Source organism: Patulibacter ginsengiterrae (assembly GCF_056269115.1).
The window spans coordinates 99163-124907 of record NZ_JBWDOG010000010.1 but is presented as its reverse complement, the minus strand read 5'-3'; the positions used below and the strand labels follow the sequence as shown (position 1 = coordinate 124907).

Genomic DNA, 25745 nt, shown 5'->3' with positions numbered 1-25745 from the left:
GCTGCTCATCGCTGCGCGAAGCTCCAGAGCTTGTTGCCGACGAAGCTCATCGGGGTCGCGGCGGCGATCGCGGCCGCCTGACCCAGCAGCTTGCCCGACCCGAAGCTGTCGACCAGCACGTGCAGGACGACCAGGTTGACCGCCAGCCCGGCAAGGCTGACCGCGACGAACCGTGCCGCCTGGAAGCCGGCGTGGCCGCTGGTGTCCTGGAACGTCCACCAGCGGTTGAGGACGAAGTTGTGACTGACGGCGACGACGAAGCCGAGCACGGCGGCGAGCCGGTAGTCGAGGCCGCCGGGGCCGGTCGCGAGCGCGTAGACGACCAGGTTGACGATCGTGCCCGAGGCCCCGACCGCCGCGAACCGCAGCAGCTGCATCCAGGCCGAGGGTCGCCGAGCCGCCGCGGCGAGGCGCGCGGGCAGCGGCGTCGGGACGGTCGTCCCCGGAGTCAGCTCGATCTCGGTGGTGCTCATCGACGGGACCCGCCGACACCGAAGTGCCGCAGGATGATCGGGGTCGCGTCCTCGATCGACCAGGCGTCCGGAGCGAGCTCGGGACGCCCGCGCGGATCGCCTGAATCCTCGAGGCCGCAACCGATGAGGATGCCAACCGCGTCGTCCGCCCGCAGTGACCCATGGCTGCCGCCGCCTACATGGTCCACGTCACCCCAGTCCGGGAACTCCGCTCCGGCGGCGGCCGAGAGCAGCAGATCGCCGGAGTTGACGCAGGTCAGCGCCGACCAGCAGCGCCCGAGCGGATCGGGGTGACTGGCGCTCCGGAGGACCCCGTCGACGACCTCCGCGCCGACGATCCCCAGCTCCCCGTCGACCGTCCACCAGCCGCCACGCTGGTCGGCGACGGCACCCGCGGTCCCGGCCTCGACGGGACGGAACCGCAGCTCGCCCGTGACCGCCGCATCGGCGCCGCTCGAGAGCACCCCGCGACCTTCGGCGTCGCGCCAGACGACCAGCTCGACCCCGTCGACGCCACGGCCCGCGGCGACCAGCTCGGGCAGCAGCGAGGGCCGGTCCGCCGGATCGAGCACGTAGACCATCGCCGCCCGCGAGGCCGGGCAGTAGGCGATCCGGTCGCCGCGCTTGGGACCCGAGGGCCCGACGATCCCGAACGGCTCGAAGGCCGGGCGCGGCTCGGACCGCCGCTCGACGAGCGCGTGGCCGTGATCGGAGGCGACGACGAGCGCCCACTCGGCGAAGAACCGGTCGATCCCGCCGGCCGCCTCGACGACCCGCGCGATCGACTGGTCGGCGAGCGCGATCGAGTCGATCTGGGCCTCGGGCCCGTGCTTGTGGCTGTGGGTGTCGTTGTCGGGCAGCGACAGCAGCAGGAAGTCGACCAGGTCGTGCTCGACGAGGTAGGCGCCGACGCAGGCCGCGTGCTGGTCGCGCATCCCGGGGCGCCCGAACTGCGAGCGGCAGCCGGTCTCACGCGTGGCGAAGAGGTCGGCGTAGAACAGCTCCTTCGGCCCCATCACCGGCGTCCGGAAGACCGTCGAGGCGACCCGGTTCAGCGCCGTGCCCTTGCGGTCGACGGTGTGGCGGTGACGTCCGCGGTAGATCAGGAAGGTGGTGCCGGCGGTCCGGACGCCGGCGTCGTCCAGCGACTCGAAGACCGTCTCGACCTCGGGCGCCAGGTGGCGACCGTTGAGGTGGTAGACGGTGTCGGTCAGCTGCCGGGCGATCCCGAGCCGCCGCGACGCCGCGAAGCTCGAGCCGTACTCGACGTAGCGCTGACGGGAGCGGTCCCACCAGTTGATCGAGGGGATCCGGTGCTGGTCCTGCCGGACGCCGGTGGCGAGCGCCGTCGCGCAGACCGGCGTGACCGACGGGAACGCCGCGACCGACTCGTGGAGCTCGCCTTCGGCGACCGCGCGCGCCAGGATCGGCGCGCGACCCTGCTCGATGGCCGTCCGCAGCTGCGCCGGGCCACACCCGTCGATGACGGCGAAGAGCAGACGGCGCATCGGACGAGCAGCAGGCGAGCGGGTCAGCGCAGGACCCGCAGCCCCGCGTGCTTGGCGTTGGCACGGCGCCGGCCCCCGACGAGCAGCCAGACCGCGGCGATCAGCGCGATCAGGCCGACCGGAGGCAGCAGGACCGCGAGGATCGCGACGATGGTCGCGCCGACCGCGTTGCCGATCGACAGCAGCGACCGCTGCTCCTCGTCGAGCCGCGCGCGGGTCCGGCGCATGAGCGATTGCACGGCGAGCCCGGAGATCAGGGCCGCGCCGGCGCCGGCGATCAGGCCGGGCCACCAGGTCGAGCTGTGGTCGGCGACCGTCGCCGCGGTGACCACGGCACCGAAGACCATCCCCAGGCCGAGCATCGCGCGTTCGCCGGTCTGGGTCTCCAACCGGCGTCGCAGGACGATCGCGACGACGGCGAGCACGATCGCCAGGACCAGCACCACCGGCGACTCGAGGACGCGGAAGGTGGTCCCCTCGTAGTCGGTGCTGATGTTGGCGAGACCAGCGAGCGCGGCTACCGCGAGCGGCAGGAAGGGGCTGGCGCCGGCGGCAGCGGCGATGCCGATGCCCTGAAGAATGTCGAGGAGATAGGTCATAGGGCGATACCGTTCGACGCATGACTGTAGAGGACCCGGACTCGACCGCCCCGCCAACCAGTCCCGCACGCACGATCGCTCCGGCGGCGGCAGCGGCTGGTTCCGGCGCAGTTGCGTCCCCCTCGGAGGCCGCGACGACGGCCCGTCCGTCGGGCGATCTCGAGCGCTACGCGGGTCTCTTCGCCCAGCGTACGCGAGTGATGAAGAGCTCGGCGATGCGGGACCTGATGGCGCTGACCGAGCGTCCCGAGGTGATCTCGCTGGCGGGCGGCCTCGCCGACACCAAGCTGTTCCCGGCCGAGGATCTGGCCAAGGTCCTCTCGCAGATGGCGGCGGCCGACTCGGCCCGGGCGCTCCAGTACGCGCCGACCGAGGGCATGGCGGAGATCCGTCCCTGCCTGGCCGAGGTGATGGCCGCCGAGGGCACGATCGTCGACCCCGACGAGATCCTGGTCACGACCGGCGGGCAGCAGGTGATCGACCTCGTCTGCAAGACCCTCGTCGATCCGGGCGACGTGATCATCGCCGAGGGCCCGACCTACCCGGGCGCGGTGCCGACGTTCAGCGCCTACGAGGCCGATCTCGTCCAGGTCGACATGGACGACGACGGGATGCGGATCGACCTGCTCGAGGAGACGCTCGACCGGCTGGAGGCCGAGGGCCGGCGTCCGAAGTTCATCTACACGATCCCGACCTTCCAGAACCCGGGCGGCGTGACGATGTCGCTGGAGCGCCGGCAGCGGCTGGTCCAGATCGCCCAGGAGCGCCAGCTGCTGGTGCTGGAGGACAACCCCTACGGGCTGCTGCGGTACGAGGGGCCCGCCCTTCCGTCGCTCTACTCGCTCGACGGCGGCCGCTTCGTGATCTACGGCGGCACGCTCTCGAAGATCCTCTCGCCGGGGATCCGCGTCGGCTGGGCGATCGCGCCCGCGCCGGTCCGGCAGAAGATGGTCGTCGGCAAGCAGGGCAGCGACCTCAACTCGCCGTCGCTCAGCCAGCTGTTCGTCGCCTACTACTTCAAGGAGCGGGACTGGCGCGACTACGTGCAGCGGCAGGCCGACGTCTACCAGGCGCGCCGTGACGTGATGCTGGACGCGCTCGAGCGGCACATGCCCGACGGCACGACCTGGACCCGCCCGCAGGGCGGGCTGTTCGTCTGGGTCACGCTGCCCGAGTACCTCGACACCACCGATCTGCTGGCCCGCGCGCTGCAGCACGACGTCGCCTTCGTGCCGGGCCGCGCGGCCTACCTCGACGGCCGCGGGGGCAACGCGATGCGCATCAACTTCTCCGGGGTCGCCGAGGAGGACATCCGCGAGGGGATCAGCCGGATCGGGACCGTGATCGCCGAGCAGCTGGAGCTCTACGCCTCGATTACTGGGACCGCTCGCCCGCGGGGCGGCGCAGCCGGCGGCGACCGCAGCGGCCGCAGCGACGTCGCCGGGCGCGGTGCGACCGGGGGACAGCGTGAGCAGGCCGACGACGGGGCGCCGATCGTGCCGCTGCGGACGGCTGGCCGCCGCCGGAGCAGCAACTGATGCGGGTCGCGGTGCTCCAGGGCGGTCGCTCGCTCGAACGGCAGGTCTCGCTCCAGTCCGGCCAGCGCGTCGAGGAGGCCCTCCGGCGGCTCGGGCACGAGGTCCACGGGGTCGACGTCGACCACGGCCTGGTGCGGACGCTGACCGGGCTCCGTCCCGACGTGGCGTTCGTCGCCCTCCACGGCGAGGACGGCGAGGACGGCACCGTCCAGGAGCTGCTCGAGGTCCTCGGCATTCCCTACACCGGGTCGGACCCCGGGTCGTGCGAGCGCTGCTGGGACAAGGTCGTCACCAAGCGGGCGCTCGCGGCGGCGGGGATCCCGACGCCTGACGCCGTCAGCGTCTCGGCCTCGGCGTTTAAGCAGCTCGGTGCTGCCGACGCGCTCGGGCGGGTCGGCGAGCGGCTCGGCTTCCCGCTGGTGGTCAAGCCGTCGCGTCAGGGCTCCGCCCTCGGCCTGCGGATGGTCCGCGGCCCGCAGGACGCCCCCAACGCGCTCGTGGCGGCCCTCTCGTACGGGGACCGGGTGCTGCTGGAGCACTACGTCGACGGACACGACCTGTCGGTCTCGATCGTCGGCGGCTCGACCCTGCCAATCGTGGAGGTCCATCCGCGCGATCTCGATCCCTACAGCGCCCGGTACACAATTGGACAGAGCACGTTCACCTGTCCTGCGGATCTGGACCCGGGGATCGTCGCCGCGGCCGAGGCACTGGCGCTGCGCGCGTTCAAGGCCCTCGACTGCCGGGGCTTCGCCCGGGTCGACCTGCTCGCCGACCGCACCAGCGGCGATCTGACCGTGCTCGAGGTCGACGCCGTCCCCGGCCTCACCCAGACCAGCTACCTACCGGTCGCCGCCGAGGCCGCCGGAATCAGCTTCGACGGGCTCGTGACCCGCCTGCTCGACCTCGCACTGACCGACCACCCCGCGCGCCCCGCCTGAGCGGCGCCGGGCGGGCCGGACGTCAGCCCTGCTGGCCGAAGTCGTCGGGCGAGACCTGGTCGAGGAAGCTGCGGAAGCGGTCGACGACGTCGTCGGCCTCTTCCGAGTTGCGATCGAACTCGATCGCGGACTCCTCGATCACGTCGTCGGCCGCGAAGATCTGGGCTCCGCAGCGGACGGCGAAGGCCAGCGCGTCGGAGGGCCGGGAGTCGATCTCGACCTCACGACCGTTCTGATCGAGCGTGATCGTCGCGTAGAAGGTGTTCTCGCGCAGCTCGGTGACCGTGACCTTCGTGCACTTGACCTCGAACTGCTCGAGGACGTCGACCATCAGGTCGTGGGTCATCGGCCGCGGGGTGGAGGCCCCCTGGAGCCGCATCAGGATCGCGGCCGCCTCGGGGTGACCGATCCAGATCGGCAAGAACCGGTTGGACTCGACGCACTTGAGCAGCACGATCGGCTGCTTGCCGACCATGTCGAAGCTCACGCCGTAAATCGTCATCTCCTGCATGGTCAGCTCCGAACAGGACGCTGCCGCGACCCACGTCGGTCTCGCGGCGGCCCTGCCCGCAGTGTATCGGTGCGTGCCCGCCCGGTCGCAGCACCGGCGTCATACGGCGCACCCGGGCGGGGTCGACCGATCGTCACGCCGGACGACGGAGCCCGGGAGCGGCACAGGCTCGACCGGGCGGGGCACGACCCCCGAAACGACGAACGGCCCGCAGTGCGGGCCGTTCCGAGTGGGCGATGGTGGATTCGAACCACCGACCTCTTCCTTATCAGAGAAGCGCTCTAACCGACTGAGCTAATCGCCCGAGGATCGAGAAGATTAGCGAACGGGCCACGACGCCGCATCGACGTCCGTAAAGCCGTTCTCCCGCTCGAAAACGTCGATCTGGACCGATACCCCTCGGACCCCCGCCGAAGGCCGCGTACGGCCCCTTTACGTGGGTCGAAATTCGGGCCGTTTCGGGCCTGAAACGGTGTCCACGCCCGGTCGGCCGATCAGCCGCTGAGACGGTCGGTCAACCGTCGGGCCTGCTCGACGTCGTCGAGCCGGATCTCGGCCACGAAGCCGTTGCCCTTCGCCCGCACGCGGACGTCGTGCCCGAGCGCGCGCCCGAGACGTTCCTCGAACTCCTCGGCCGCCGCGACCTGGTCCGCGGGCACCTCGACCGGCTTCTTCGAGCGGCTGCCGTCGTGCGCCGCACGAGCCCGCTGCTCGAGGACCCGCACCGACCAGCCCTCGATCGCCGCCTGCTGCGCCAGCGAGCGACGGACGTCGTGCCCGTCGGCGAGCAGCAGCGCGCGGCCGTGGCCGGCACTGAGCGTGCCCTCGCCGATCAGGTCGAGGACCTCGTCGGGCAGATCCAGGATGCGCAACAGGTTGGAGACCGCCACCCGCGAGCGGCCGACCATCTTGCCGACGGCCTCACGGGTGAGGCCGAGATCCTCCACGAGGGCCGAGATCGCTCGCGCCTCCTCGATCGGGTTCAGGTCCGCCCGGGCCATGTTCTCGACCAGGGCCGCCTGCAGCGAAGTCGCGTCGTCGCGCTCCTGGACCAGCGCGGGGATGTCGCTCAGGCCAGCGATCTGGGTCGCCCGCCAACGCCGCTCTCCGGCCACCAGCTCGTAGCGCCCGCCGGGCAGCGGGCGGACCAGGACCGGCTGGAGCACGCCGCGGTCGGCGATCGAGCCCGCGAGCGCCTGGAGCGCGTCGTCGTCGAAGACCCGCCGTGGCTGGTTCGGATTGGCGAGGATCAGCTCGACCGGGAGCGTCCGCAGCTCAGTCGCCCGCTCGACGCCTTCGGGCTGGCCGTCAGCGGCCAGGATCGCCGCGAGACCGCGACCCATGCCCCGCTGCTTGGCCTTAGCCACGAGCGACCATCTCCTTGGCGAGGTCGAAGTAGGCGGTCGCCCCGCTGGAGTGCGGGTCGTGGTGGATCACGGGAATCCCGTAGCTCGGGGCCTCGCTGATCCGGACGTTGCGCGGGATCACCGTCTGGAAGACGAGGTCGGGGAAGTGCTCGCGGACCTCGCGCTCGACGTCGTGCGCGAGCCGGGTGCGGGTGTCGTGCATCGTCAGCAGCATGCCGGCGATCGCGAGGCGCGGATTCAGGCGCCGCTGGATCAGGCCGAGCGTATCGAGCAGTCCGGCGAGACCCTCGAGCGCGAAGTACTCGGCCTGCACGGGGACGATGACCCGGTCTGCCGCCACCAGCGCGTTGATCGTCAACGGCCCGAGCGAGGGCGGGCAGTCGAGCAGGATGAACGTGTACTGCTCGCGGATGCCCTCGAGCGCGTCGCGCAGGCGCCCGTCACTTCCCGGCTCGCGCGCCAACTCGACCGTCGCGGCGGCCAGATCGGGCTGCGCCGGAAGCAGCGAGAGACCGTCGATGCCCGTCGGCACGACGGCGTCGGCCGCCGGCACGTCGCCCCGGAGCACGTCGTAGACGCTGGGCGTGCTGTGCTTGTCGATGCCCAGCGCGACCGTCGCGTTGGCCTGCGCGTCGATGTCGATCAGGAGCGTTGGGTAGCCCGCTTCGGCGATGCAAGCGGCAAGGTTGACGGCGGTCGTGGTCTTGCCCACTCCGCCCTTCTGATTCGCGATGGCGTAGATCGTGCCCAAGGGGCACCGAAGGTACCGGTCCGGAGAGGTCGAGGGCCAGCCGCCGGACGAATATGAGCCGATCTGAGCGAAACCGGCCCGCGAGGCGCCGGCCCTCGGAGACCAGATGCGCGGCCTATTTACCCCCGGCGAGCGTTTCACGTGAAACGCTCGCCGGCCAGCAGTGCCCCGGACGCGAGCGGGCCACCAGCCCGATCGTCGCCCTCGCCGCGACGGACCCGCTCAGGCGCACCGCCGGCGAGGACCGACACGTCGGACGAGGCCCACCTCCTCGTCCAGCGGCACCGACGACCACCGGGCGACCCGTCCCGGTCGGCCCAAGGGACCAGACCGGACCCCGAGCTCCAGCTCCCGCACGGGACCCGGGCCCGCTCGACCCGGACGGCCACAGACCGAGAAGCCACCCACCGTCCCGCTGCCGACACCCCAGCGCCGTGCCCTCCCCGCGCCGGCCCGACCTCCCGTGCTTGCCGGGCCGCGCACCGTCTGCCACGGGCCCGCCGTCACCCGCTCGCCGACCTCCTGGTCCGCCACACCGTCGGCCCCGCTCCTCGCCCCCTCGACACCGACGCGTCCGAGCCAGCACGCCCCCAGGACCCGAGCAACCGCCCTTCCTCCCGGTCCCGCCCCGATCCCCGGATGGCCACCGCCCGGCCGCCCCGCCGAGCCCCGGACATCGCCGCCGACGAGACCGGCGCCTTCGGGACTGCAACCGCCGGGAACCGCGCCAATGCCCCCGGTCGCACCCCGAGAGGCGGCCGACCACCGCCCGCCGACCCGCGGAGCTCCCGGCACGGCCCCACGCATCTCCTCGCCGAGCCGTCCGGGCCGCCAGCCTGCCGCGCCCCCAGGCCGACGATCCGCTCGAGCATCAACGCTGAAATCGCCGGCGTCCCAGATCCCGCCCGCACCGCTCTGGACATCGACGTGGTGCGTCCGCGTCGCCGGGGCGGACCTCCACGACCGCCAGCAACCCTCCGAGTCGTCACACTGGGCGCGTGCCGTGGGACCGTGGACCAGGCGTCGTCGAGCTTCCCGATGGGGCACGCCTTCGGGGCCGCGGCCTCCGCCGCGGCGCACTGCCCGAGCCCCCGCCCGACTGGGGGCTCTACCTCCTCGGCTCGCCCCCGCCGGCCGCAGCGTGGCCCGCCCGCTGGCTTCGCTGGCCCGACTTCCGGCTCCCGAGCGATGAGCAGGACGCGCGCGCGGCGCTCGCCGAAGCCCACCGTCGTGCGGCCCGCGGCGAGCGGATCGAGATCGCCTGCGGCGGCGGGCGCGGACGAACCGGCACGGCGCTCGCCTGCATCGCCCAGCTCGGCGGGGTCGCTCCGGAGGAGGCCACCGCCTGGGTCCGCGAACGCTACGACCACCGGGCCGTCGAGACCCCCTGGCAGCGACGCTACGTCCGCCGCTTCACCGCGTGACCCGCAGGACCCGGGCCGGCCTCGGCGGCGCCACTGCACCCCGCGGGCGGACCTCGCCGGCCGCCGGAGGACCCGGCACGCGCCGGCCCGGGTCATGAACCATCCGGACCCCTCTGGCCCCGGACAGGACCGTCAGGCCCCAGACGACACCCGCGACCGCGACGGGAAAGGCGAGCGGCCGACCCAGAGGCTGGCGACCGGCTGGCCCTCTACCCCACCCGGGCCCACCGCCTGCCGGCGTTTCACGTGAAACGCCGGCAGGTCCCACTGACGCTCAGGTCAGTGGGCGCTTCAGCGCCAGGCCCGGCCGCCGCGGGAAGCCCTTGGGCGTCGGCCCCAGCTTCTCCGTGACCACCAGGCAGCGCGCGCGGGCGTCGGCCCACGGCTTCATCGGCCGAACCTCGAGCGGCGACATCTTCAGCCGCTCGGCGACCGAGGAGGCGACACGGGACTCCTCGTCCTCCAGCACGCCCTTCCAGGCCACCAGCGTCCCGCCCTCACGCAGCAGCGGCGCGGCGTACTCGACCAGGACCCCGAGCTGCGCCACCGCGCGGGCGGTCACGACGTCGAACGCGCCGATCCCCTCGGGCCACGCCTCGGCCCGGGCGTGCACGCCTCGCAGGTTCGTCAGGCCCATCCGCTCGCCGCAGGCGAGCACCCAGCCGACCTTGCGGCCGACGGTGTCCATCGCCACGACCTCGCAATCGGGCAGCGCGGCCGCCAGGACCAGCGCCGGGATGCCGGCGCCGGTGCCGATGTCGGTCATCCGCGACGCCTCGCGGACCGCGGCGACCTCGAGCCCCGTCAGGCCGTCGGCCACGTGACGGTCGATGGTCTCCTCCGGCGCCCGCACGGTCGTGGCCGCGTGCTCGTCGGTCGCGAAGACCTCGATCAGGACCCGCAGCGCGGCGTGCGCGCGATCGTCCAGGCCGTACTGCGCAACCAGCTCCTCGAGCCGCCGCTCGACCGGCCCGGACTGCTCCCCCGGCCCGGTCACGCCGCGCGGCGGGTGACGACCAGGTGCCGCTCGGGCTCGTCGCCCTCGCTGTGCGTGTCGACCTCCCCGCGGTCCCGCAGCCGCTCGTGCACGTAGCGCCGCTCGCTCGCGGTCATCGGATCGAGCGCGACCTGCTCGCCGGTCCGCAACGCGCGCTCGGAGGCCTCGTCGGCGATCCGCTCCAGGATCGCCGCCCGCCGGGTCCGGTAGTCCCCGGCGTCGACGGTGACGACCCAGTCGCCACCCGGCGCGTGCTTGGCCGCGATCCGGGTGGCGAGGTGCTGGACGGCGTCGATCACGTGACCGTGCCGGCCGATGAACGGCGCCACCTGGTCGCCGTGCAGGGTCGCGGTGATCCGCACCCCCGACCGCGTGACCTCGACCTCGTCGCCGGCCTCGATCGCCGCGGCGACCTGACCGACGAGCGCGCCGACCTCGAGCGCGATCCGCTCCCCGATGACGTCGTCCTGCGGCATCTCAGCGCCTCCTGCCCGAACGCTTGCGCTTGCGCTTGCGCGGGGGCGGCGGCGGGGTGCTCCCGGACGCCACGGCGACCTTGGCCCGCGCCGGCTTCGGGGAGGCCGAGTCGTCCTCCTCCTCGTCCTCGTCCTTCTCCGGCGGCTTGACGTGGCCGTAGACCTGGATCAGGCCCCACTGCTGGACGAGCGTGAAGACGTTGGTCGTGATCCAGTAGAGGAACAGACCGGCCGGCGGCTTGATCGGGATCAGGAAGAAGACGAAGACCAGCGGCAGCGCCAGCATCAGGCGCTTCTGGTTCTTGTCCGCCGTCGGCGGCATGTTGACCAGCGACGACGCCATCTGCGAACCGACGTAGAGGACCAGCAGCAGGACCAGCAGCGCGCCGGTCGCCGTCGCCGTGATGTCGTTGATCCCCAGGAAGTGCTCACCGAAGCCGCCGACCGCGCTGCCCGGCGGGATCGGCTCGCCGACGGTCCAGGTCCCGACCGGGTTCGGCACCGCACCACAGCCGACCGAGGTCGGCAGGCTCACGCCACAGATCTCGGTCTTGAGATCGGTGCGGAGCATGTAGTAGAAGCTGATCAGGAACGGGATCTGCACGATGATCGGCAGACACGACCCGAACGGGTTCACCTTGTACTGCGAGTACAGCTTCATCGTCTCCTGCTGGAGACGCTGCTTGTCGTCCTTGTACTTCTTCTGCAACTCCTTGAGCTGCGGGGCGATCGCCTGCAGCCCCCGCATCGACTTGAACGACTTGATGCCCAGCGGCAGGACCGCGAGGCGCAGGAGGATCGTCAGGACGATGATCGAGAGGCCCCATCCCAGTCCGACCGCATCGTGGAAGAACTCCAGGATCGGCAGGAACAGCGAGATGAGCCACTGAATCGGGGCGATAACGGCAGCGGGCATAGGCAATCGTTCAGGAGGGCGGAGCAGGACGGCGAGAGCGGAACAGCCGCTGCGCCGAGACGGGATCGTAGCCGCCATGGCTCCACGGGTTGCACCGGAGGATGCGCCACGTCGCGAGCACGAGCCCGCGCAGGACCCCTTCGGTCCGCACCGCCTCGGCCGCGTAGTGGCTACAGGTCGGCTCGTACTTGCAGCTTCTGGGCAGCGCCGGACTGATGAAGCGCTGGTACCCGCGGATCGGGGCGATGAAGATCGAGCGGACGACCGACATCAGCGGTCGGCCTGCTCGGGGGGCGGGGCGGAGCCCGACGGGGCCGGTGCCATCGACCGGGCGGCCTTGTCGACCAGCTCGCCGAGCGCTCCCGCGATGCCGGACAGGCCTTCGCGTTCGGCCAGCTCCCGGGCATCCGGGCGGGCGACGATGACCAGATCGACGGAGGTCGGGAACCGTCCCGCATGCTCCGCGAACGCCTCGCGAAGCAGACGCTTCACGAGATTGCGGTCGACGGCTCCGCCGACGCGGCGCGAGACGCTCAGTCCGACCCGGGGGTCGCGAGCCTCGCCGGCCCCGTCCTGCGGAAAGAGGTGCAGCACCAGATGGCGGTTGCCGAACGAGCGACCGCGTCGGAAGACGCGCTCGAAGTCGGCGCTGCGGGTCAGGCGACCCCGCTTCGACCGCGGAGCGGCCGGACGGGGATCGGTCATGGGATCAGACGGTGAGGCGGCGGCGGCCCTTGGCGCGGCGGCGCTTCAGGACCTCGCGGCCGGCCTTGGTCGACATCCGCTCGCGGAAGCCGTGGGTGCGGGCGCGCTTGCGCTTCTTCGGCTGGTAGGTGCGCTTCATCTCTAGAGCTCGGTTTGAGGGCTGCGCGGCACGGAGGAGGCACGACGACCTACCCCGACGCGGGCACGGACAGGCCAGTCTAGCGATACCCCGCGCGAGGGGCAGAGCGCCCTACTGCACCCGCCGGACGGTTCATGCTCGGAGGGCGCCCGGTTGTTCTCGCTCTTTCCGGGAACTCTCGTGCAGAACGGGCAAACCCGACCGCCGGGAGTCCAGGCCACTGGTATATTCGCGGCTCGCCGTCAGTCGATGGTGACTCCTCAGGACCTTCCTCCAAGCGGTCCTCCAATGCTTCTTCCTCGTCGCCCCTGGCGACTCCTTGCCCTGTCCCGTGACTGCCGCTGACCTCGACCGCGCCTGGAGCGCCATCATCGAGGACGCACGGCGGCAGATCGGGGACCAAGCGTGGGACACCTGGCTCTCCGTCCTGAGCCCGGTCTCCACCGACGGGCGACAGCTGCTGATCCTCGCGCCCGCACACGCGCGGGCGTGGATCGCCGACCGCCTGCTGCCGCTGCTCAGCGCGAGCGCGACCCGCGTGCTCGACCGACCGCTCGAGGTCGTCCTCGCCCCGGACGAACCGCCGACGAGCACCCGGCGACCAAAGGACCAGCAGCGGCGCGACGGCTGGTCCGGAGCCGACGCCGAGATCGGGGCCGCCCCGGCCGAGCGTCCCCTGACGCCCCGGTACCGGTTCGAGGAGTTCGTGCTCGGGCCGTCCAACCGGTTCGCCCACGCCGCCGCGCTGACGGTCGCCGAGAACCCGGGGATCGCCTACAACCCGCTGTTCCTCTACGGACCGCCGGGGACCGGCAAGACCCACCTGCTGCACGCGATCGGCAACTACGCCCGCCAGCACCACCACGGGATGCGGGTCCGCTACGCGACCGCCGAGACGTTCACCTCCGAGTTCACCGGGGCCCTCCGCAGTCGCGGGATCGCGGCGTTCAAGGAGCGCTACCGCGAGCTCGACCTGCTGCTCGTCGACGACGTCCAGTTCCTGATGGCGAAGAAGGCGACGGAGGAGGAGTTCTTCCACACCTTCAACGCGCTCCACGAGGCCGGCGCCCAGCTGGTGCTGACGGCCGACCGCGTCCCGCACGACATGCAGGAGATGGAGCAGCGCCTCCGCGACCGCTTCGCCTCCGGGTTGGCGGCCGAGGTCGAGCTGCCCGACATCGCCACCCGGATGATGGTCCTGCGCAAGCGGATCACCGGGCAGGCCGTCGAGCTGGCCGAGCCCGCCGCGCTCGAGGAGATCGCGCGGCACGTCAACACCAGCGTCCGGGCCGTCGAGGCCGCGCTGGTCCGGGTCGTCGCGTACGCCTCGCTGACCGATCGTCCGCTGACGGCCGGCCTCGCCCAGGAGGTGCTCGGCTCGCTCTACCCCGACCGTCCGCGGCACCCCGGCCAGCGCACCGGCGACGAGCAGGCCGCCGCTCCGGCGACGGTCGCCCAGGTCGTGCAGGCGACCGCGACGACGTTCGACGTCAGCGAGGAGGACCTGCTCTCGCGTCGGAACGACAAGCGGCTCGCCTGGGCCCGCAAGCTCGCCATGTACCTCGCGCGAGAGGAGACGGGTGCCTCGTACCCGACCCTCGGCCGCGACTTCGGGGGCCGCAACCACACGACGGTGATGACCGCCGTGCGCAGCGTGACCGAGAAGATCGGCCACGATCCGGCCGCACAGGTCGACCTCGCACGTGTGCGTTCGCTGCTCCGTTCTGTGCAGACGCAGGGTGCCTCCGCAGGCGACGCTCCACAGAACGACCGCCGTGACTGACAGACTGCACAGGGTCCTGTGCACGGACACGTCGCCCCGCGACCGTGCTCCAGACGGGCGATCCCGAGCTCTCGGGGGACGTCGGTCCACAGGACGCACAGGCCTTCCTACAACTTCTGATCACCCTTCTCTCTTGAGGACTTCAAGGTGAAACTGCACACCGCCGCACAGGACCTGCTCGGTCATCTGCAGTCGCTCAGCCGCATCGCGTCGGGGCGACTCGCGAACCCCACCTTGTCTGGGGTCCAGATCGTGGCGACCGGCGACGGCATCGAGCTGCGCGCCACCGACCTCCAGGTCGGACTCCGGATCGCCCTGGAGGGCGACGTCGAGCGTCCGGGCACCGTCGTGCTTCCTGCGCGGCTGCTGCTCGACATCACCCGTCAGGCTCCGGGGCCGCGTCTGACCCTGGAACTGCGCAGTGAGGAGCAGGACGTGGAGGTCACCGCCGGGTCGGCGGTCTTCCACCTGCGGACGCTGCGGGGCGAGGACTTCCCGCCGCTGCCGGAGCCCTCCGACGTCGCCGGCGTCGAGGTCTCGGCCGAGGCCTTCGTGCAGACGACGACCAAGGTCGTGCGGTCCGCGGCGAAGGACGACACGCGGCCGTTGCTGGCCTGCGTGCTGGTCCGCGCCGAGGGCGACACGCTGACGATGGTGGCGACCGACTCCTACCGCCTGTCCGAGAAGCGGACGACGCTGGAGACGCCGCTCGACGGCAGCTTCGAGGCGAACGTCCCGGCCCGGGTCATGCAGGAGCTGGAGCGGCTGGTGCCGGCGAGCGGCGCGGAGACGCTGACCGTCGCCCGCGGCGAGAACCAGGTGCTGTTCACGATCGGCCGCCACGTGCTCAGCTCGCGGCTGGTCGACGGGACGTTCCCGCAGTACCGCTCGCTGATCCCCGAGACGTTCGATCACGAGCTGCGGGTCTCCACGTCGGAGCTGCGCGAGGTCGTCAGCCGCGTCTCGCTGCTGGCCCAGAAGGCCGCGGCGTTGAGCCTGGCCTTCAGCGAGGGCGAGCTGGTCGTCTCGGCGCAGACCCAGGACGTCGGCGAGGCTCGCGAGTCGCTGCCGGTCCCGTTCCACGGCGAGCCGTTCGCGATCGGGTTCAACCCCGAGTACCTGCGTGACGGCCTCGACACGATCGACGGCGACGAGGTCCTGCTGCGGCTCACGAGCCCGATCCGGCCGGGCCTGCTGCAGACGACGGACGACCAGGGCTTCCTGTACCTGATCATGCCGATCCGCCTCAACGCCTGAGGACGGATCGGGTGGCGGACTCGAGCCCGGGGCGGACGACGTCCTGATGCACCTGGCGCGCCTTCGGGTGCGCGATCTGCGCACGTACGTCGAGGCCGACGTCGAGCTCGGTCCCGGGCTCACGGTCATCGCCGGTCCCAACGGGGCCGGCAAGACCAACCTGCTCGAGGCGGCCTACCTCGCCTGCACGGGACGCTCGTTCCGGCAGGCGAGCGACAGCGACCTCATCCGCCGCGGCGCGGAGGCCGGGCACGTGGCGGCCGAGGTCGCCACCGCCACCGGGACGAGCAGCTTCTCGGTCGGCCTGCATCCCGGAGACCGCCGGCGGCTGCGGGTCGACGGCAACCCGGTCGAGAGCCTGCTCGACCACCCGGCTCGTCCCCGGATGAGCGTCTTCCTGCCCGACCGGATGGTCCTGGTCAAGGGTGGGCCGGCGCTCCGGCGCGCGCACCTCGACCAACTGCTCGTAGCGCTGCGGCCCTCGGCGGCGCCGTTGCGGCGCAGCTTCCACGAGGCCCTGCGGCAACGCAACGCCTTGCTCTCGTCGCTGCGGGCACGCTCGGTCGACGTGGCGTCCGCCGGCCGCGAGCTGGCGCCGTGGGACCGTGCGCTGGCCGATGCCGCGGCGGCCCTGACCGGCGCGCGGGCGCTGACCACCGAGTCGATCAACCCCGCGGTCACGCGGCGGGCCGAGCAGCTCGGGCTCGAGGGCGCGCTGGAGATCTCCTACCGCCCCCGCTCGGCGGCGGACCCGGACGAGGTCGTCGCGGCCCTGGTCGAGCGGCACGCCGGCGACCTCGATCGGGGCTTCACCCACCACGGACCGCACCGCGACGACCTCGCCGTTCGCCGCGAGGGCCGTCCGCTCAGCCGCTTCGGATCGCAGGGCGAGCAGCGGCTGGCGCTGCTCGCCCTGCTCCTCGGCGAGGCCGACGTGATCGAGCAGGCGACGGGCCAGCGCCCGGTCCTGCTGCTCGACGACGTGATGAGCGAGCTCGACGTCGAGCGGCGCGCGCGGCTGGTCGAGGTGATCAGCGAGCGGGGTCAGGCGCTGCTGACCGTGACCGAGGCGACGCACGTGCCGGGTTCGAACGACCCGTCGGTCGGCTCGATCGAGGTCCGTCCCGGCGCCGCGACCAGCGTCCGGGTGGCCGCGGCGGACCCGGACCGGGGAGACTGAGTCCGTGGCCCGTCGTCGCCGATCCGCTCCCCGCCAGTCCGCGACCGGGCTCGAGTCGCTGCTCGACGCGCTCGCTCCGGAGGACGTCGGCAGCCTCGGCCTGGGCCGGATCCAGCGGGTCTGGGGCCGCGCGGTCGGCCCCGACATCGCAGCGGCCGGGCAGCCGGTGGCGTTCGTCGACGGGCTGCTCCACGTGGCCTGCGAGGACGCGACCTGGGCCCAGGAGCTGCAGATGCTGGAGGCGATGCTGGTCGAGCGTCTGCACGCCGCGGGCGTTTCCGAGGTGACCGCGATCCGGGCCCGGGCAGGTGGCGTTTCTGGGCGCAGCGGGTCGCCGTTCGGCCGTCCGTCCCGCGGGATCTCCTAGGCGGTCCCCGGAGGCGGCCGGAAAGCCCGTTGTGGAGCGGGTTTTCGCCCGCCACGACAGGGGATTCAGACCCCCTCCTGTGCTATTCTCAGAAGGATTCGCTCGGTGCGCCTTGGCCCGACCTCTTTGGCCCCGGGACCGAGGCGTTTCTGCTGCACGGAGGCTTATGGCGACTGACGAGAACCCCACCCCGGACGAGACGGCGAAGACGGAGGCCGCGTCCGCGGCTGACGTTGAGGCGCTCAAGGCGGCCAACGCGGAGGCGACGACCACCGCCAACGCCAAGACGGCATCGGACGGGACCTACGACGCGGCGGACATCACCGTCCTCGAGGGGCTGGAGGCGGTCCGCCACCGGCCGGGCATGTACATCGGCTCGACGGGGACCCGCGGTCTCCACCACCTGGTCTGGGAGATCGTCGACAACTCGGTCGACGAGGCCCTCGCCGGGCACGCGTCGACGGTGACGGTCACGATCCACCCCGACAACTCGGTCACCGTGGTCGACGACGGCCGTGGCATCCCGGTCGCGATGCACGAGACCGGCAAGCCGACCGTCGAGGTCGTCCTGACGGTCCTCCACGCCGGCGGCAAGTTCGGCGACGGCGGCGGCTACAAGGTCTCCGGCGGTCTCCACGGCGTCGGTTCCTCGGTCGTCAACGCGCTCTCCGAAGAGTTCGACATCGAGATCCGGCGTGACGGTTTCTCCTGGACCCAGCGCTACGTCCGCGGCGCGCCGATCGAGGAGCTCCAGAAGGGCGAGGCGCTCAAGCCCGGTGACGGCACGGGCACCATCATCCGGTTCCTCCCGGACACGGAGATCTTCGAGACGACCGAGTACGACTGGTCGACGCTCGAGACCCGCCTGCGCGAGACGGCCTTCCTGACCCGCGGTCTGCGGATCAAGATCACCGACGAGCGCGAAGGCGGCAAGACGGTCGACTTCCACTTCGAGGGCGGCATCGCCGACTTCGTCGCGTTCCTGAACGAGAACAAGGATCCGATCCAGAAGAAGGTCATCACCTTCGAGGGGGAGGACGACAAGGCCGGCGGCGCGGTCGAGGTCGCGATGCAGTGGAACGGCACCTACCAGGAGTCGGTCCACTCGTTCGCGAACAACATCAACACCCACGAGGGTGGCTCGCACCTCTCCGGGTTCCGCTCGGCGCTGACCCGCACGATCAACAAGTGGGCGCGCGAGAAGGGCGAGCTGAAGGAGAAGGACCCGGCGCTCTCCGGCGAGGACATCCGCGAGGGCCTGACCGCGGTCATCTCCGCGAAGCTGACCAACCCGCAGTTCGAGGGTCAGACGAAGACCAAGCTCGGCAACCCGCAGATGCAGGGCTTCGTCGAGTCGGTCGTGAACGCGAAGCTGGCCGAGTTCCTCGAGGAGAACCCGGCCGACGCGCGCTCGATCGTCCGCAAGGCGGTCCAGGCCGCCCAGGCGCGGTCGGCCGCCCGCAAGGCCCGCGACCTGACGCGCCGCAAGAGCGCGCTGGAGAACTCGCGGCTGCCGGGCAAGCTCGCCGACTGCTCGGTCAAGGACCCGTCGCTGGCCGAGCTGTTCATCGTCGAGGGCAACTCCGCCGGTGGTTCGGCCAAGCAGGGTCGCGACCGGCACACGCAGGCGATCCTTCCGCTCCGCGGCAAGATCCTCAACGTCGAGCGCGCGCGGATCGACAAGGTCCTCCAGAACATCGAGGTCCAGTCGCTGATCACGGCGATCGGCACCGGGATCCGCGAGGAGTTCGACATCTCCGCGGCCCGGTACCACAAGATCATCCTGATGACCGACGCCGACGTCGACGGCGCGCACATCCGCACGCTCGCGCTGACGCTGATCTTCCGTGAGATGCAGGAGCTGATCGAGGCCGGCTTCGTCTACATCGCCAAGCCGCCGCTCTACAAGGTCCGCCAGGGCGGCCACGATCGCTACATCGAGAAGGAGACGGAGCTGGAGGAGTACCTGCTCTCCGACAAGCTCGAGAAGTTCGAGATCGTCAACGCCGCCGGCGAGACGGTCTCGCTGAACGACAGCAAGTGGAAGAAGTTCAGCCGCCTGCGCAAGCAGCACGAGGGCTGGGCCAGCGCGTTGCGGGCCGAGCACGGGATGGACGTCGTCCACTTCCTCGCCTCGACCGGCCTCGTCCACGACGGGATCACCGGCTCGGCCGAGGTCCTCGCGCGGTTGCAGTCGTCGGAGATCTCCGGCGACGACGCCGCGATCAACGTGCGGCTGCTCTCCGAGGAGGGCACCCACCTGCGGATCCGCACGACCGAGAAGAAGACGGGCCTGGCCCGGACCACCGACCTCGACCGGACGCTGTTCGACAGCCCCGAGTACATCGGCTTCGTCAAGGTCCACCAGCAGCTCGTCGGCCTCTTCGGGCAGCCCTCGTTCACGATCCGGCTCGCCGATCGCAGCGAGGACGCCGACACGTTCGAGGAGCTCGGACGGGGCGTTCTCAGCGTCGCCCAGAAGGGCGTCTCGCTCTCGCGCTTCAAGGGGCTGGGCGAGATGAACGCCGACCAGCTGCGTGAGACGACCATGGATCCGGCCCACCGGACCCTCCAGCAGGTGACCGTCGACGACGCGGCGGGTGCGGACCGGTTGTTCTCGATGCTCATGGGTGAGCACGTCGAGCACCGCCGGAACTTCATCGAGGAGTACGGCCGTCAGGTCGCCAATCTCGATGTCTGACCGCTCACCGCAGACCCATTTCGTAGAAGGAGCCTGAGCGATGGCGACCGACGTGATCAGTGGCGGCAACATCGAGCCGCGCAACCTCGAAGACGAGATGCGGACGGCGTACCTCGACTACGCGATGTCCGTGATCGTCGGGCGCGCGCTGCCCGACGTCCGTGACGGGCTGAAGCCCGTCCACCGCCGGGTGCTCTTCGGCATGTCCGAGCTGGGCATCGGGCCGACGCGGCCGTACGCCAAGTGCGCCCGCATCGTCGGCGAGGTGATGGGCAACTACCACCCGCACGGCGACGCGTCGATCTACGACACGCTCGTGCGCCTCGCCCAGGACTTCTCGATGCGCTACGAGCTCGTCGACGGTCAGGGCAACTTCGGCTCGATCGACGACGACGACGCTGCCGCGATGCGGTACACCGAGGCGCGTCTGACGCGTCTCTCGCTCGAGATGCTGCGCGATCTCGACATGGACACCGTCGACTTCACGCCGAACTACGACGGCCGCAAGATGGAGCCGACGGTCCTGCCGTCGCGCTACCCGAACCTGCTGGTCAACGGCTCGTCGGGCATCGCGGTCGGCATGGCGACGAAGATCCCGCCGCACAACCTGCGCGAGACGATCGACGCCACGATCGCCTTCATCGACGATCCCCAGATCTCGGTCGAGGGGCTCATGGAGCACCTCAAGGGGCCGGACTTCCCGACCGCCGGGATCATCCTCGGCACCCAGGGCATCCGCGACGCCTACGAGAAGGGCCGCGGGAAGATCCGCGTCCAGGCCAAGGCGCACATCGAGCCGCTGGCCCAGGGCAAGGAAGCGATCGTCGTCACGGAGCTGCCCTACGAGGTCAAGAAGGGTGGCGAGAACGGCCTGATCGTCAAGATCGCCGACCTCGTCCGCGACAAGAAGATCCCCGAGATCTCCGACATCCGCGACGAGACCGATCGTCGCGGCATGCGCCTGGTCATCGAGCTCAAGCGCGACGTGCTGCCGAAGGTGGTGCTGAACAAGCTGTTCAAGCACACCAACATGCAGACGACGTTCGGCGTCAACATGGTGGCGCTGCTCGACGGCGTCCCGCGGACGCTGAACCTCCAGCAGGTGCTGACGGCCTACGTCGGCCATCAGCGCGAGGTCGTCGTCCGCCGCGCGAAGTACGAGCTGGCGCAGAAGGAGGCGCGCGCCCACGTCCTCGAGGGCTTGCTGATCGCGCTCGACAACCTCGACGCCGTGATCGCGGTGATCCGGTCGTCGAAGGACCGCGAGACGGCCCGCGGCGAGCTGATGAGCCAGTTCGGCCTGACGCTGATCCAGTCGCAGGCGATCCTCGACCTGCGCCTGTCGCAGCTGACCGCGCTGGAGAGCGACGCGATCCGCGCCGAGCACGCCGACGTGATGGAGCGGATCAAGGAGCTGCGCGCGCTGCTCGGCGACGAGCAGCAGGTGCTCGAGCTGATCAAGGAGGAGATGTCCGAGATCCGCGAGCGGTTCGGTGACGAGCGGCGCACGCTGATCACCCACGCCGAGGGCGAGATCGACATCGAGGACCTGATCGCCGACCAGCAGATGGTCATCACGATCACCCAGTCCGGCTACATCAAGTCGCTGCCGCTGGCGACGTACCGCCAGCAGCAGCGCGGCGGCGTCGGCGTCAACGGGATGACGATGAAGGACGGCGACTTCATCGAGCACCTGTTCGTCTGCTCGAGCCACGACTACCTGCTGTTCTTCTCCAACCGCGGCAAGGTCTACCGCTCGAAGGTCTACGACCTGCCGGAGTCCTCGCGGACCTCGAAGGGCCGGTTCCTCAGCAACGTGCTGCCGCTGCGCGAGGGCGAGCGGATCCAGTCCGTGCTCTCGACCCGCGACTTCACGGAGACGAAGTACCTCGTCTTCGCGACCCGCGCGGGCACGGTCAAGAAGACCGAGCTGCTGGCGTACAACACGCCGATCAAGGCCGACGGCATCATCGCGATCAAGATCCGCGACGAGGACGAGCTGGTCGCGGTCCGCAACGTCGACGCCGAGGACGAGATCGTGATGGTCTCGAAGGCCGGGCTGACCGTCCGCTTCAGCGAGGACGACGCGCGCTCGATGGGCCGCGACACCACCGGCGTCCGCGGGATGGACGTCGGCAGCGACCCGAAGAAGAACTCGGTGATCGCGATGGACGTCGCTCGCGACGACTACGACCTGCTGGTCGTGACCGAGAACGGCTTCGGCAAGCGCACGCTGATCCGCGAGTACCGCAAGACCAGCCGCGGCGCCAAGGGCGTCAAGACGATCCAGCTGACGGAGACCAAGGGCGGCCTCGCCGGCGCCCTGGTCGTTCGCGAGCACGAGGGCCTCGTCTTCATCAGCGAGGGCGGGATGGTCCAGCGGACGTCCGTCAAGGGCATCAACCGCTACGGCCGCAACTCGCAGGGCGTCAAGGTCATGAACATCAAGGACGACGACCGCGTCAGCGCGATCGCCCGCGTCGTCGAGGACCAGACGGTCGACGGGACCGAGGGCCTCGACGTCCAGGAGGCGCTGATCGAGGGTGGGCCGGCCGGCCTGCTCGAGATCGTCGAGGCGCCCGAGGGCATGGAGCCGCCCTCGGTCGACGGTGCCGGGCCCGCCGACGACGCTCCGGAGTCGACCGAGGAGTAGGCCACTGGCGGGGGCTCCTGACTGCGCGTCACGAGCTCCCGCCGCAGGCTCTCCCGGAGCGTGCTCCGGGGGGCCCGGGAGTCCTCGTTCGCCGTGAGCGACGGCGGATCATGCGATTCGCTCGACCTCGTCGGAGCTGGGTGCTAGGTTCGATCTACCCAGCACCAGAGAAAGGAGGTGGTCCGAATAGACAGTACGTCCGGGACTCAGGAGGTGGCCGTCAACTGACGGTCATTCGGGAGGTCGGTGGCGCCTCGCGTCACTTGCCGGACCGGGAGTTCGACCTCGTCCCAGCGAATACGCACTCACGTTACTGGCGTGAGGGATGCGACATCTCGGTCAGGACCACCACCCGACACTCTCAGCGCGGCGCCTACGGGCGCCGCGCCTCGTAGGGGGGCGGCGCGAGGCGTTCGTGGACCGGCGCATCTCGCCACCTGGTTCGCTCGGCAGTACTTGCGTACAGCTCTCGCTGCCCGGCGGCGACCTGCTTGGTCCACGAACGCCTCGCATCCACCCCCGCCGCGTTGCGACTCGGCCTGAGGTGGTCTGGGGCTTGGTCTTCGCCACGCCTTGATTTTGCTTGCCTCCGAGCGGCGCTTCCCGCGTCGTTGGCCCTCGGCTTCAGATGACGTGCGAGCGGGGCTTCGCGCCTTCCCGCGCTCGCGCGGTCAGGCGGCCTGGGGGAGCCAGGCGTGCCAGCTCTCGGGAATTCGCGGGCAGGCGACGTGGATGAAGACCGACGGGTGCGGCGCGCGTGGCGTCGTCGCCGGGAACATCCGCGCCTGGTGCGGCAGCCGGTCGGCCTTGCGGCGATTGCACGAGGAGCAGCAGGCGACGATGTTCTCCCACTCGCTCGACCCGCCCTTCGACCGCGGGATCACGTGGTCGACCGTCAGGTCGCTGTGGGCCCCGCAGTACTGACAGGTCCAGTCGTCACGGGCGAAGACGGCTCGCCGGGTCAGCCGCCGGCGGTTGTGCCGTGGGACCGGCGCGTAGGTCCGCAGGCGGATGATCGCCGGCCGCGGCAGCGACGTCCGCTCGGCGTGGAGCTCGCCCTCGCCGGCCTCTATGACCTCGGCCTTCTCCTTCAGCAGCAGGACCGCCGCCCGCTTGATCCCGCAGACGTGGATCGGCTCGTAGGTCGCGTTGAGGACCAGGACGTGCGTCGAGGAGCCGCTCGCCGGGCCCCCGATTCGGCGCGCAGTGAGGTGTCCACCACCACGCGACCCATGGCTTGCGCCAACACCGCGGGGCGGCAGGTTCACGACGGTGGCTGAGGGCTCTCCCGTGTGCATCAACCTGCACTCCGAGAAGGGAGGATACCCGTCAACTCCCCCTTGTCCACCGGTTGCTGCGTAGCGGTTACACGTCGGTCACCGCTCGGCCCTCGGTGAGCGTCGTCGCGGTGAGCGGCTCGGCGCCACGATCTGGGCCGCCCGCGGGGCCTCGCCGGGTTCGTCGGGAGCGGTCCGGTCAGGCCGCCGGGCGCCGCTGCTCAGTGGTCGTCGACGCCGCGCCGCGGCTCCGGCTCGACGCCGTCGATCGCGCCTGTGGCGGAGATCGCGCCGTTGTGGAGGGCGGCCTCCAGCGCCTGCTCCTCCTCGGGGGCGAGCCGGTGCTCCGGCTGGCCGCGGTTGATCCGGCGGATGTAGAGCCGGGCCTGATCGCGGTGGTGGATCGAGGTCATCACGAACCCGTCGCCGCGGACGTCGAGCAGCGCCAGCGAGCACGACTGCTGCCCGGACTGCTCGCCGTAGGCGTCGTAGCGGATCAGGCCGTGGCGGGAGAAGACCCGCAGGATCGCGCCCTCGATCCCGCCCATCCGCTCCTCCAGGCGGCTGCTGAGCAGCCGCCACTCGCGCGACGCGCTGGTCACGTGCTCGGTCAGCGCCGCGGCGTGGGCGACGAGGTCGTCGCTGCCGTGCTCGCCGAGGACCGTCGACTGGGCTCGCCGCAGCCGCCGGACCTGCACCCACAGCGCCGCGACCAGCAGCAGCGAGAGCAGGCTCAGCGCGGCGCCGGCAACCCCGATCAGGTGCCAGCTGGCGTCAGCGCCGGTCACCGCTCACTCACCGATCGTGATCGTGTAGGTCGCCTTGTTGTTGTCGAGCTTCTGCTCGCCCGGGACGCCGCCGACCTCGACCACGAGCTCGCCCGCCTGCCCGGCCTTGACCGTGCTCGGGAGCGCCAGCTGGACCGTCACCGTCTGCCCCTGGGGGATCGCCTTGACCGTCTTCTTGACGAACGCGGCCTTGCCGCCCGAGGGGGTGAAGGTCGCGCCGACGTCGACGTTCGCCTCGTCGGCCTCGCCCTGGTTGGCGACCTGGACCTCGACCGTGCGACCGCTGACGGTGGCGTCGGTGCCGGCCTCGAGGGTGGTGCCACCCATCGTCACGCCGACGATCCCGTTGCCGTGCGCGCCGCTGGTCGTCGGGGTCTCGCCCGAGCGATCGCGGACCGGTGACGTCGAGCCGCTGCTCCCGCCGCCGCTCGTGCTCGACCCGCCGAGCTTGCTCGCGACGGTGTCGGGCTCGAGCCAGCTCACGTCGGTCACGAACCGCGGGGCCTGGACGTCGGCCCCGGTGACGCCCGCGTCCTTCAGGGCCTCGTCGATCAGCGGCTTGGTCCGCTGGAGCAGGACCACGTCGCTGGCCAGCAACGCCTGCATCTGCCCGGCGATCTCCTTGATCGCGGCCTGCGACGTGTCCTGATCCGCCTGGGCGGCGGTGATCCGCGAGGCGATCACGCGGACCGCCTGGGCCCGGAAGTTCATCGCCAGCTCGAGGTCGTGCTGGGCGGACTGGCCGCGGTCGTCGCCGGGCGGGCTGAAGCCCTTCGCGCGCTCCGCCTCCTGCTCGGCCTTGTCCCGCAGCGTGTTGAGCTCGTTGGTCAGCTCGTTGGCGGGGCCCCCGGACGAGAGCGTGCGGAACAGCGGCGCGCCGACGTCGTCCCGCGACTCGACCAGCAGCGCGGTCACGTCCCGCGAGTAGTCCTTGAGGGCCGAGGTGCGGCTGTTGCTGACGCAGCTGCTGATGCCGACCGCGAGCAGGATCAGGACGACCACGATGATGCCGAGCGCGACCATCTGCCGGACGCGGGCGGTGTGCGGGTCCGGCTGGCCGGGTGCCCGGCCGCCGCCGCTGCTCGCGCCGCCGCCCCCGAAGCCGCTGAAGCCGCGCGGGCGCCGAGACGCACGCGGAGGCGCCGCGTCGGCGACATGCGTGGGCTCTTCGAAGTCGTCGTCGTCAAAGAACGACACGGGGTGCGCTCCTGTGCAGATGAAAGGGCTACGTCGGCAACGTGGGGTTCACGGTACCGACGGTCCTGCCTGCCGTTCACCGTTTCGACGGCGGTTCCTTCTTCTTCCGGTGCAGGTCCCCCCGACTGCGGCCCGCCGCGGGAGCCGAGATCGAGCGGTCTGGCGCTCCCGCGGGGTCGCCCACGACGGGTCCGGGG

Annotated in this window: 24 protein-coding genes and 1 tRNA gene; 9 read left to right on the top strand and 16 right to left on the bottom strand. The window is 71.2% G+C overall.

What is annotated here, in order from left to right:
- Positions 1–5 precede the first annotated feature (5 nt).
- The 3 genes from ACVUH9_RS14500 to ACVUH9_RS14490 are packed head-to-tail and all read right to left on the bottom strand — an operon-like array spanning position 6 to position 2580.
- On the bottom strand, positions 6–473 hold the full coding sequence (locus tag ACVUH9_RS14500) for a GtrA family protein (RefSeq protein WP_475758098.1): 468 nt from the start codon (positions 471–473) through the stop codon (positions 6–8).
- On the bottom strand, positions 470–1981 hold the full coding sequence (locus ACVUH9_RS14495) for an alkaline phosphatase family protein (RefSeq protein ID WP_475758096.1): 1512 nt from the start codon (positions 1979–1981) through the stop codon (positions 470–472). The genes ACVUH9_RS14500 and ACVUH9_RS14495 overlap by 4 nt, the downstream gene beginning before the upstream one ends.
- Positions 1982–2004: 23 nt before the next feature.
- Positions 2005–2580, bottom strand: coding sequence for a DUF4126 family protein (locus tag ACVUH9_RS14490; RefSeq protein ID WP_475758094.1), 576 nt, complete (start codon positions 2578–2580; stop codon positions 2005–2007).
- Positions 2581–2780: 200 nt separating this feature from the next.
- Between ACVUH9_RS14490 and ACVUH9_RS14485 the strand changes: the two genes are divergently transcribed.
- Both ACVUH9_RS14485 and ACVUH9_RS14480 read left to right on the top strand, forming a co-directional pair.
- Entirely contained in the window at positions 2781–4118 is a 1338-nt protein-coding gene (locus ACVUH9_RS14485) for an aminotransferase-like domain-containing protein (protein ID WP_475758092.1), read from the top strand.
- Positions 4118–5059, top strand: coding sequence for a D-alanine--D-alanine ligase family protein (locus ACVUH9_RS14480; protein ID WP_475758090.1), 942 nt, complete (start codon positions 4118–4120; stop codon positions 5057–5059). The genes ACVUH9_RS14485 and ACVUH9_RS14480 overlap by 1 nt, the downstream gene beginning before the upstream one ends.
- Before the next feature lie 22 nt (positions 5060–5081).
- Here ACVUH9_RS14480 and ACVUH9_RS14475 read toward each other — a convergent pair whose 3' ends face one another.
- The 4 genes from ACVUH9_RS14475 to ACVUH9_RS14460 all read right to left on the bottom strand — a co-directional run bounded on the left by ACVUH9_RS14475 (position 5082) and on the right by ACVUH9_RS14460 (position 7688).
- Positions 5082–5561 carry a bifunctional nuclease family protein gene (locus ACVUH9_RS14475; RefSeq protein WP_475758088.1) on the bottom strand — a complete coding sequence of 160 codons (480 nt, stop codon included), beginning with the start codon at positions 5559–5561 and terminating at the stop codon, positions 5082–5084.
- 239 nt (positions 5562–5800) lie between these two features.
- Positions 5801–5874, bottom strand: a tRNA-Ile gene (locus ACVUH9_RS14470).
- A 190-nt stretch (positions 5875–6064) separates the two neighbouring features.
- A complete protein-coding gene (locus tag ACVUH9_RS14465; protein WP_475758086.1) occupies positions 6065–6913 on the bottom strand; it encodes a ParB/RepB/Spo0J family partition protein in 849 nt (282 codons plus the stop codon).
- A gap of 16 nt (positions 6914–6929) precedes the next feature.
- A complete protein-coding gene (locus ACVUH9_RS14460; RefSeq protein ID WP_475758085.1) occupies positions 6930–7688 on the bottom strand; it encodes a ParA family protein in 759 nt (252 codons plus the stop codon).
- 998 nt (positions 7689–8686) lie between these two features.
- On the opposite strand from ACVUH9_RS14460, the gene ACVUH9_RS14455 reads away from it, so the two are divergent.
- Positions 8687–9112 (top strand): protein-tyrosine phosphatase family protein, encoded by a 426-nt coding sequence (locus tag ACVUH9_RS14455; RefSeq protein WP_475758083.1) that lies wholly within the window; start codon positions 8687–8689, stop codon positions 9110–9112.
- A 274-nt stretch (positions 9113–9386) separates the two neighbouring features.
- Here ACVUH9_RS14455 and ACVUH9_RS14450 read toward each other — a convergent pair whose 3' ends face one another.
- From ACVUH9_RS14450 to rpmH, 6 genes are read right to left on the bottom strand one after another with little or no spacing between them, the layout of a single operon-like run.
- Positions 9387–10109, bottom strand: coding sequence for a 16S rRNA (guanine(527)-N(7))-methyltransferase RsmG (locus tag ACVUH9_RS14450; protein WP_475758081.1), 723 nt, complete (start codon positions 10107–10109; stop codon positions 9387–9389).
- Positions 10106–10585 (bottom strand): Jag family protein, encoded by a 480-nt coding sequence (locus ACVUH9_RS14445; RefSeq protein ID WP_475758079.1) that lies wholly within the window; start codon positions 10583–10585, stop codon positions 10106–10108. The genes ACVUH9_RS14450 and ACVUH9_RS14445 overlap by 4 nt, the downstream gene beginning before the upstream one ends.
- A gap of 1 nt (position 10586) precedes the next feature.
- The gene (locus tag ACVUH9_RS14440) at positions 10587–11501 is read right to left on the bottom strand and encodes a YidC/Oxa1 family membrane protein insertase (protein WP_475758077.1); all 915 of its coding nucleotides are present in this window, start codon (positions 11499–11501) and stop codon (positions 10587–10589) included.
- Between the two features lie 10 nt (positions 11502–11511).
- Entirely contained in the window at positions 11512–11772 is a 261-nt protein-coding gene (gene yidD, locus ACVUH9_RS14435; RefSeq protein ID WP_475758075.1) for a membrane protein insertion efficiency factor YidD, read from the bottom strand.
- A complete protein-coding gene (gene rnpA, locus ACVUH9_RS14430) occupies positions 11772–12206 on the bottom strand; it encodes a ribonuclease P protein component (protein WP_475758073.1) in 435 nt (144 codons plus the stop codon). The genes yidD and rnpA overlap by 1 nt, the downstream gene beginning before the upstream one ends.
- 4 nt (positions 12207–12210) lie before the next feature.
- Complete coding sequence (gene rpmH, locus ACVUH9_RS14425; RefSeq protein ID WP_210491090.1) at positions 12211–12345, bottom strand: 50S ribosomal protein L34; 135 nt, start codon at positions 12343–12345, stop codon at positions 12211–12213.
- A gap of 331 nt (positions 12346–12676) precedes the next feature.
- Here rpmH and dnaA point away from each other — a divergent pair, with 331 nt between their 5' ends.
- The 6 genes from dnaA to gyrA all read left to right on the top strand — a co-directional run bounded on the left by dnaA (position 12677) and on the right by gyrA (position 22286).
- A complete protein-coding gene (gene dnaA / locus ACVUH9_RS14420) occupies positions 12677–14128 on the top strand; it encodes a chromosomal replication initiator protein DnaA (RefSeq protein ID WP_475758070.1) in 1452 nt (483 codons plus the stop codon).
- 147 nt (positions 14129–14275) lie between these two features.
- Positions 14276–15385 carry a DNA polymerase III subunit beta gene (dnaN, locus tag ACVUH9_RS14415; protein WP_475758068.1) on the top strand — a complete coding sequence of 370 codons (1110 nt, stop codon included), beginning with the start codon at positions 14276–14278 and terminating at the stop codon, positions 15383–15385.
- 46 nt (positions 15386–15431) lie between these two features.
- Positions 15432–16565 (top strand): DNA replication/repair protein RecF, encoded by a 1134-nt coding sequence (gene recF, locus ACVUH9_RS14410; protein WP_475758066.1) that lies wholly within the window; start codon positions 15432–15434, stop codon positions 16563–16565.
- 4 nt (positions 16566–16569) lie between these two features.
- The gene (locus ACVUH9_RS14405; protein ID WP_475758064.1) at positions 16570–16932 is read left to right on the top strand and encodes a DciA family protein; all 363 of its coding nucleotides are present in this window, start codon (positions 16570–16572) and stop codon (positions 16930–16932) included.
- Positions 16933–17098: 166 nt separating this feature from the next.
- Positions 17099–19633: a DNA topoisomerase (ATP-hydrolyzing) subunit B gene (gene gyrB, locus ACVUH9_RS14400; RefSeq protein ID WP_475758062.1), complete on the top strand. Its 2535-nt coding sequence runs from the start codon at positions 17099–17101 to the stop codon at positions 19631–19633.
- 40 nt (positions 19634–19673) lie between these two features.
- A complete protein-coding gene (gyrA, locus tag ACVUH9_RS14395; protein WP_475758060.1) occupies positions 19674–22286 on the top strand; it encodes a DNA gyrase subunit A in 2613 nt (870 codons plus the stop codon).
- Between the two features lie 671 nt (positions 22287–22957).
- Here the strand turns inward: gyrA and ACVUH9_RS14390 are convergent.
- The 3 genes from ACVUH9_RS14390 to ACVUH9_RS14380 all read right to left on the bottom strand — a co-directional run bounded on the left by ACVUH9_RS14390 (position 22958) and on the right by ACVUH9_RS14380 (position 25548).
- A complete protein-coding gene (locus ACVUH9_RS14390) occupies positions 22958–23584 on the bottom strand; it encodes an HNH endonuclease (RefSeq protein WP_475758058.1) in 627 nt (208 codons plus the stop codon).
- A 200-nt stretch (positions 23585–23784) separates the two neighbouring features.
- Complete coding sequence (locus ACVUH9_RS14385; RefSeq protein WP_475758056.1) at positions 23785–24351, bottom strand: DUF4446 family protein; 567 nt, start codon at positions 24349–24351, stop codon at positions 23785–23787.
- Between the two features lie 3 nt (positions 24352–24354).
- On the bottom strand, positions 24355–25548 hold the full coding sequence (locus tag ACVUH9_RS14380) for a hypothetical protein (RefSeq protein WP_475758054.1): 1194 nt from the start codon (positions 25546–25548) through the stop codon (positions 24355–24357).
- Positions 25549–25745: the final 197 nt, after the last annotated feature.

What these genes read in the sequence shown, in the direction of transcription:
- yidD (WP_475758075.1), bottom strand. Translation starts at nt 11,772, where the DNA reads ATGTCGGTCGTCCGCTCGATCTTCATCGCCCCGATCCGCGGGTACCAG.
- gyrB (WP_475758062.1), top strand. Translation starts at nt 17,099, where the DNA reads ATGGCGACTGACGAGAACCCCACCCCGGACGAGACGGCGAAGACGGAG.
- ACVUH9_RS14485 (WP_475758092.1), top strand. Translation starts at nt 2,781, where the DNA reads ATGAAGAGCTCGGCGATGCGGGACCTGATGGCGCTGACCGAGCGTCCC.
- ACVUH9_RS14475 (WP_475758088.1), bottom strand. Translation starts at nt 5,561, where the DNA reads ATGACGATTTACGGCGTGAGCTTCGACATGGTCGGCAAGCAGCCGATC.
- ACVUH9_RS14440 (WP_475758077.1), bottom strand. Translation starts at nt 11,501, where the DNA reads ATGCCCGCTGCCGTTATCGCCCCGATTCAGTGGCTCATCTCGCTGTTC.
- rpmH (WP_210491090.1), bottom strand. Translation starts at nt 12,345, where the DNA reads ATGAAGCGCACCTACCAGCCGAAGAAGCGCAAGCGCGCCCGCACCCAC.
- ACVUH9_RS14445 (WP_475758079.1), bottom strand. Translation starts at nt 10,585, where the DNA reads ATGCCGCAGGACGACGTCATCGGGGAGCGGATCGCGCTCGAGGTCGGC.
- ACVUH9_RS14495 (WP_475758096.1), bottom strand. Translation starts at nt 1,981, where the DNA reads ATGCGCCGTCTGCTCTTCGCCGTCATCGACGGGTGTGGCCCGGCGCAG.
- ACVUH9_RS14490 (WP_475758094.1), bottom strand. Translation starts at nt 2,580, where the DNA reads ATGACCTATCTCCTCGACATTCTTCAGGGCATCGGCATCGCCGCTGCC.
- rnpA (WP_475758073.1), bottom strand. Translation starts at nt 12,206, where the DNA reads ATGACCGATCCCCGTCCGGCCGCTCCGCGGTCGAAGCGGGGTCGCCTG.
- ACVUH9_RS14390 (WP_475758058.1), bottom strand. Translation starts at nt 23,584, where the DNA reads ATGCACACGGGAGAGCCCTCAGCCACCGTCGTGAACCTGCCGCCCCGC.
- ACVUH9_RS14480 (WP_475758090.1), top strand. Translation starts at nt 4,118, where the DNA reads ATGCGGGTCGCGGTGCTCCAGGGCGGTCGCTCGCTCGAACGGCAGGTC.
- gyrA (WP_475758060.1), top strand. Translation starts at nt 19,674, where the DNA reads ATGGCGACCGACGTGATCAGTGGCGGCAACATCGAGCCGCGCAACCTC.
- ACVUH9_RS14465 (WP_475758086.1), bottom strand. Translation starts at nt 6,913, where the DNA reads ATGGGTCGCGGTCTCGCGGCGATCCTGGCCGCTGACGGCCAGCCCGAA.
- recF (WP_475758066.1), top strand. Translation starts at nt 15,432, where the DNA reads ATGCACCTGGCGCGCCTTCGGGTGCGCGATCTGCGCACGTACGTCGAG.
- ACVUH9_RS14500 (WP_475758098.1), bottom strand. Translation starts at nt 473, where the DNA reads ATGAGCACCACCGAGATCGAGCTGACTCCGGGGACGACCGTCCCGACG.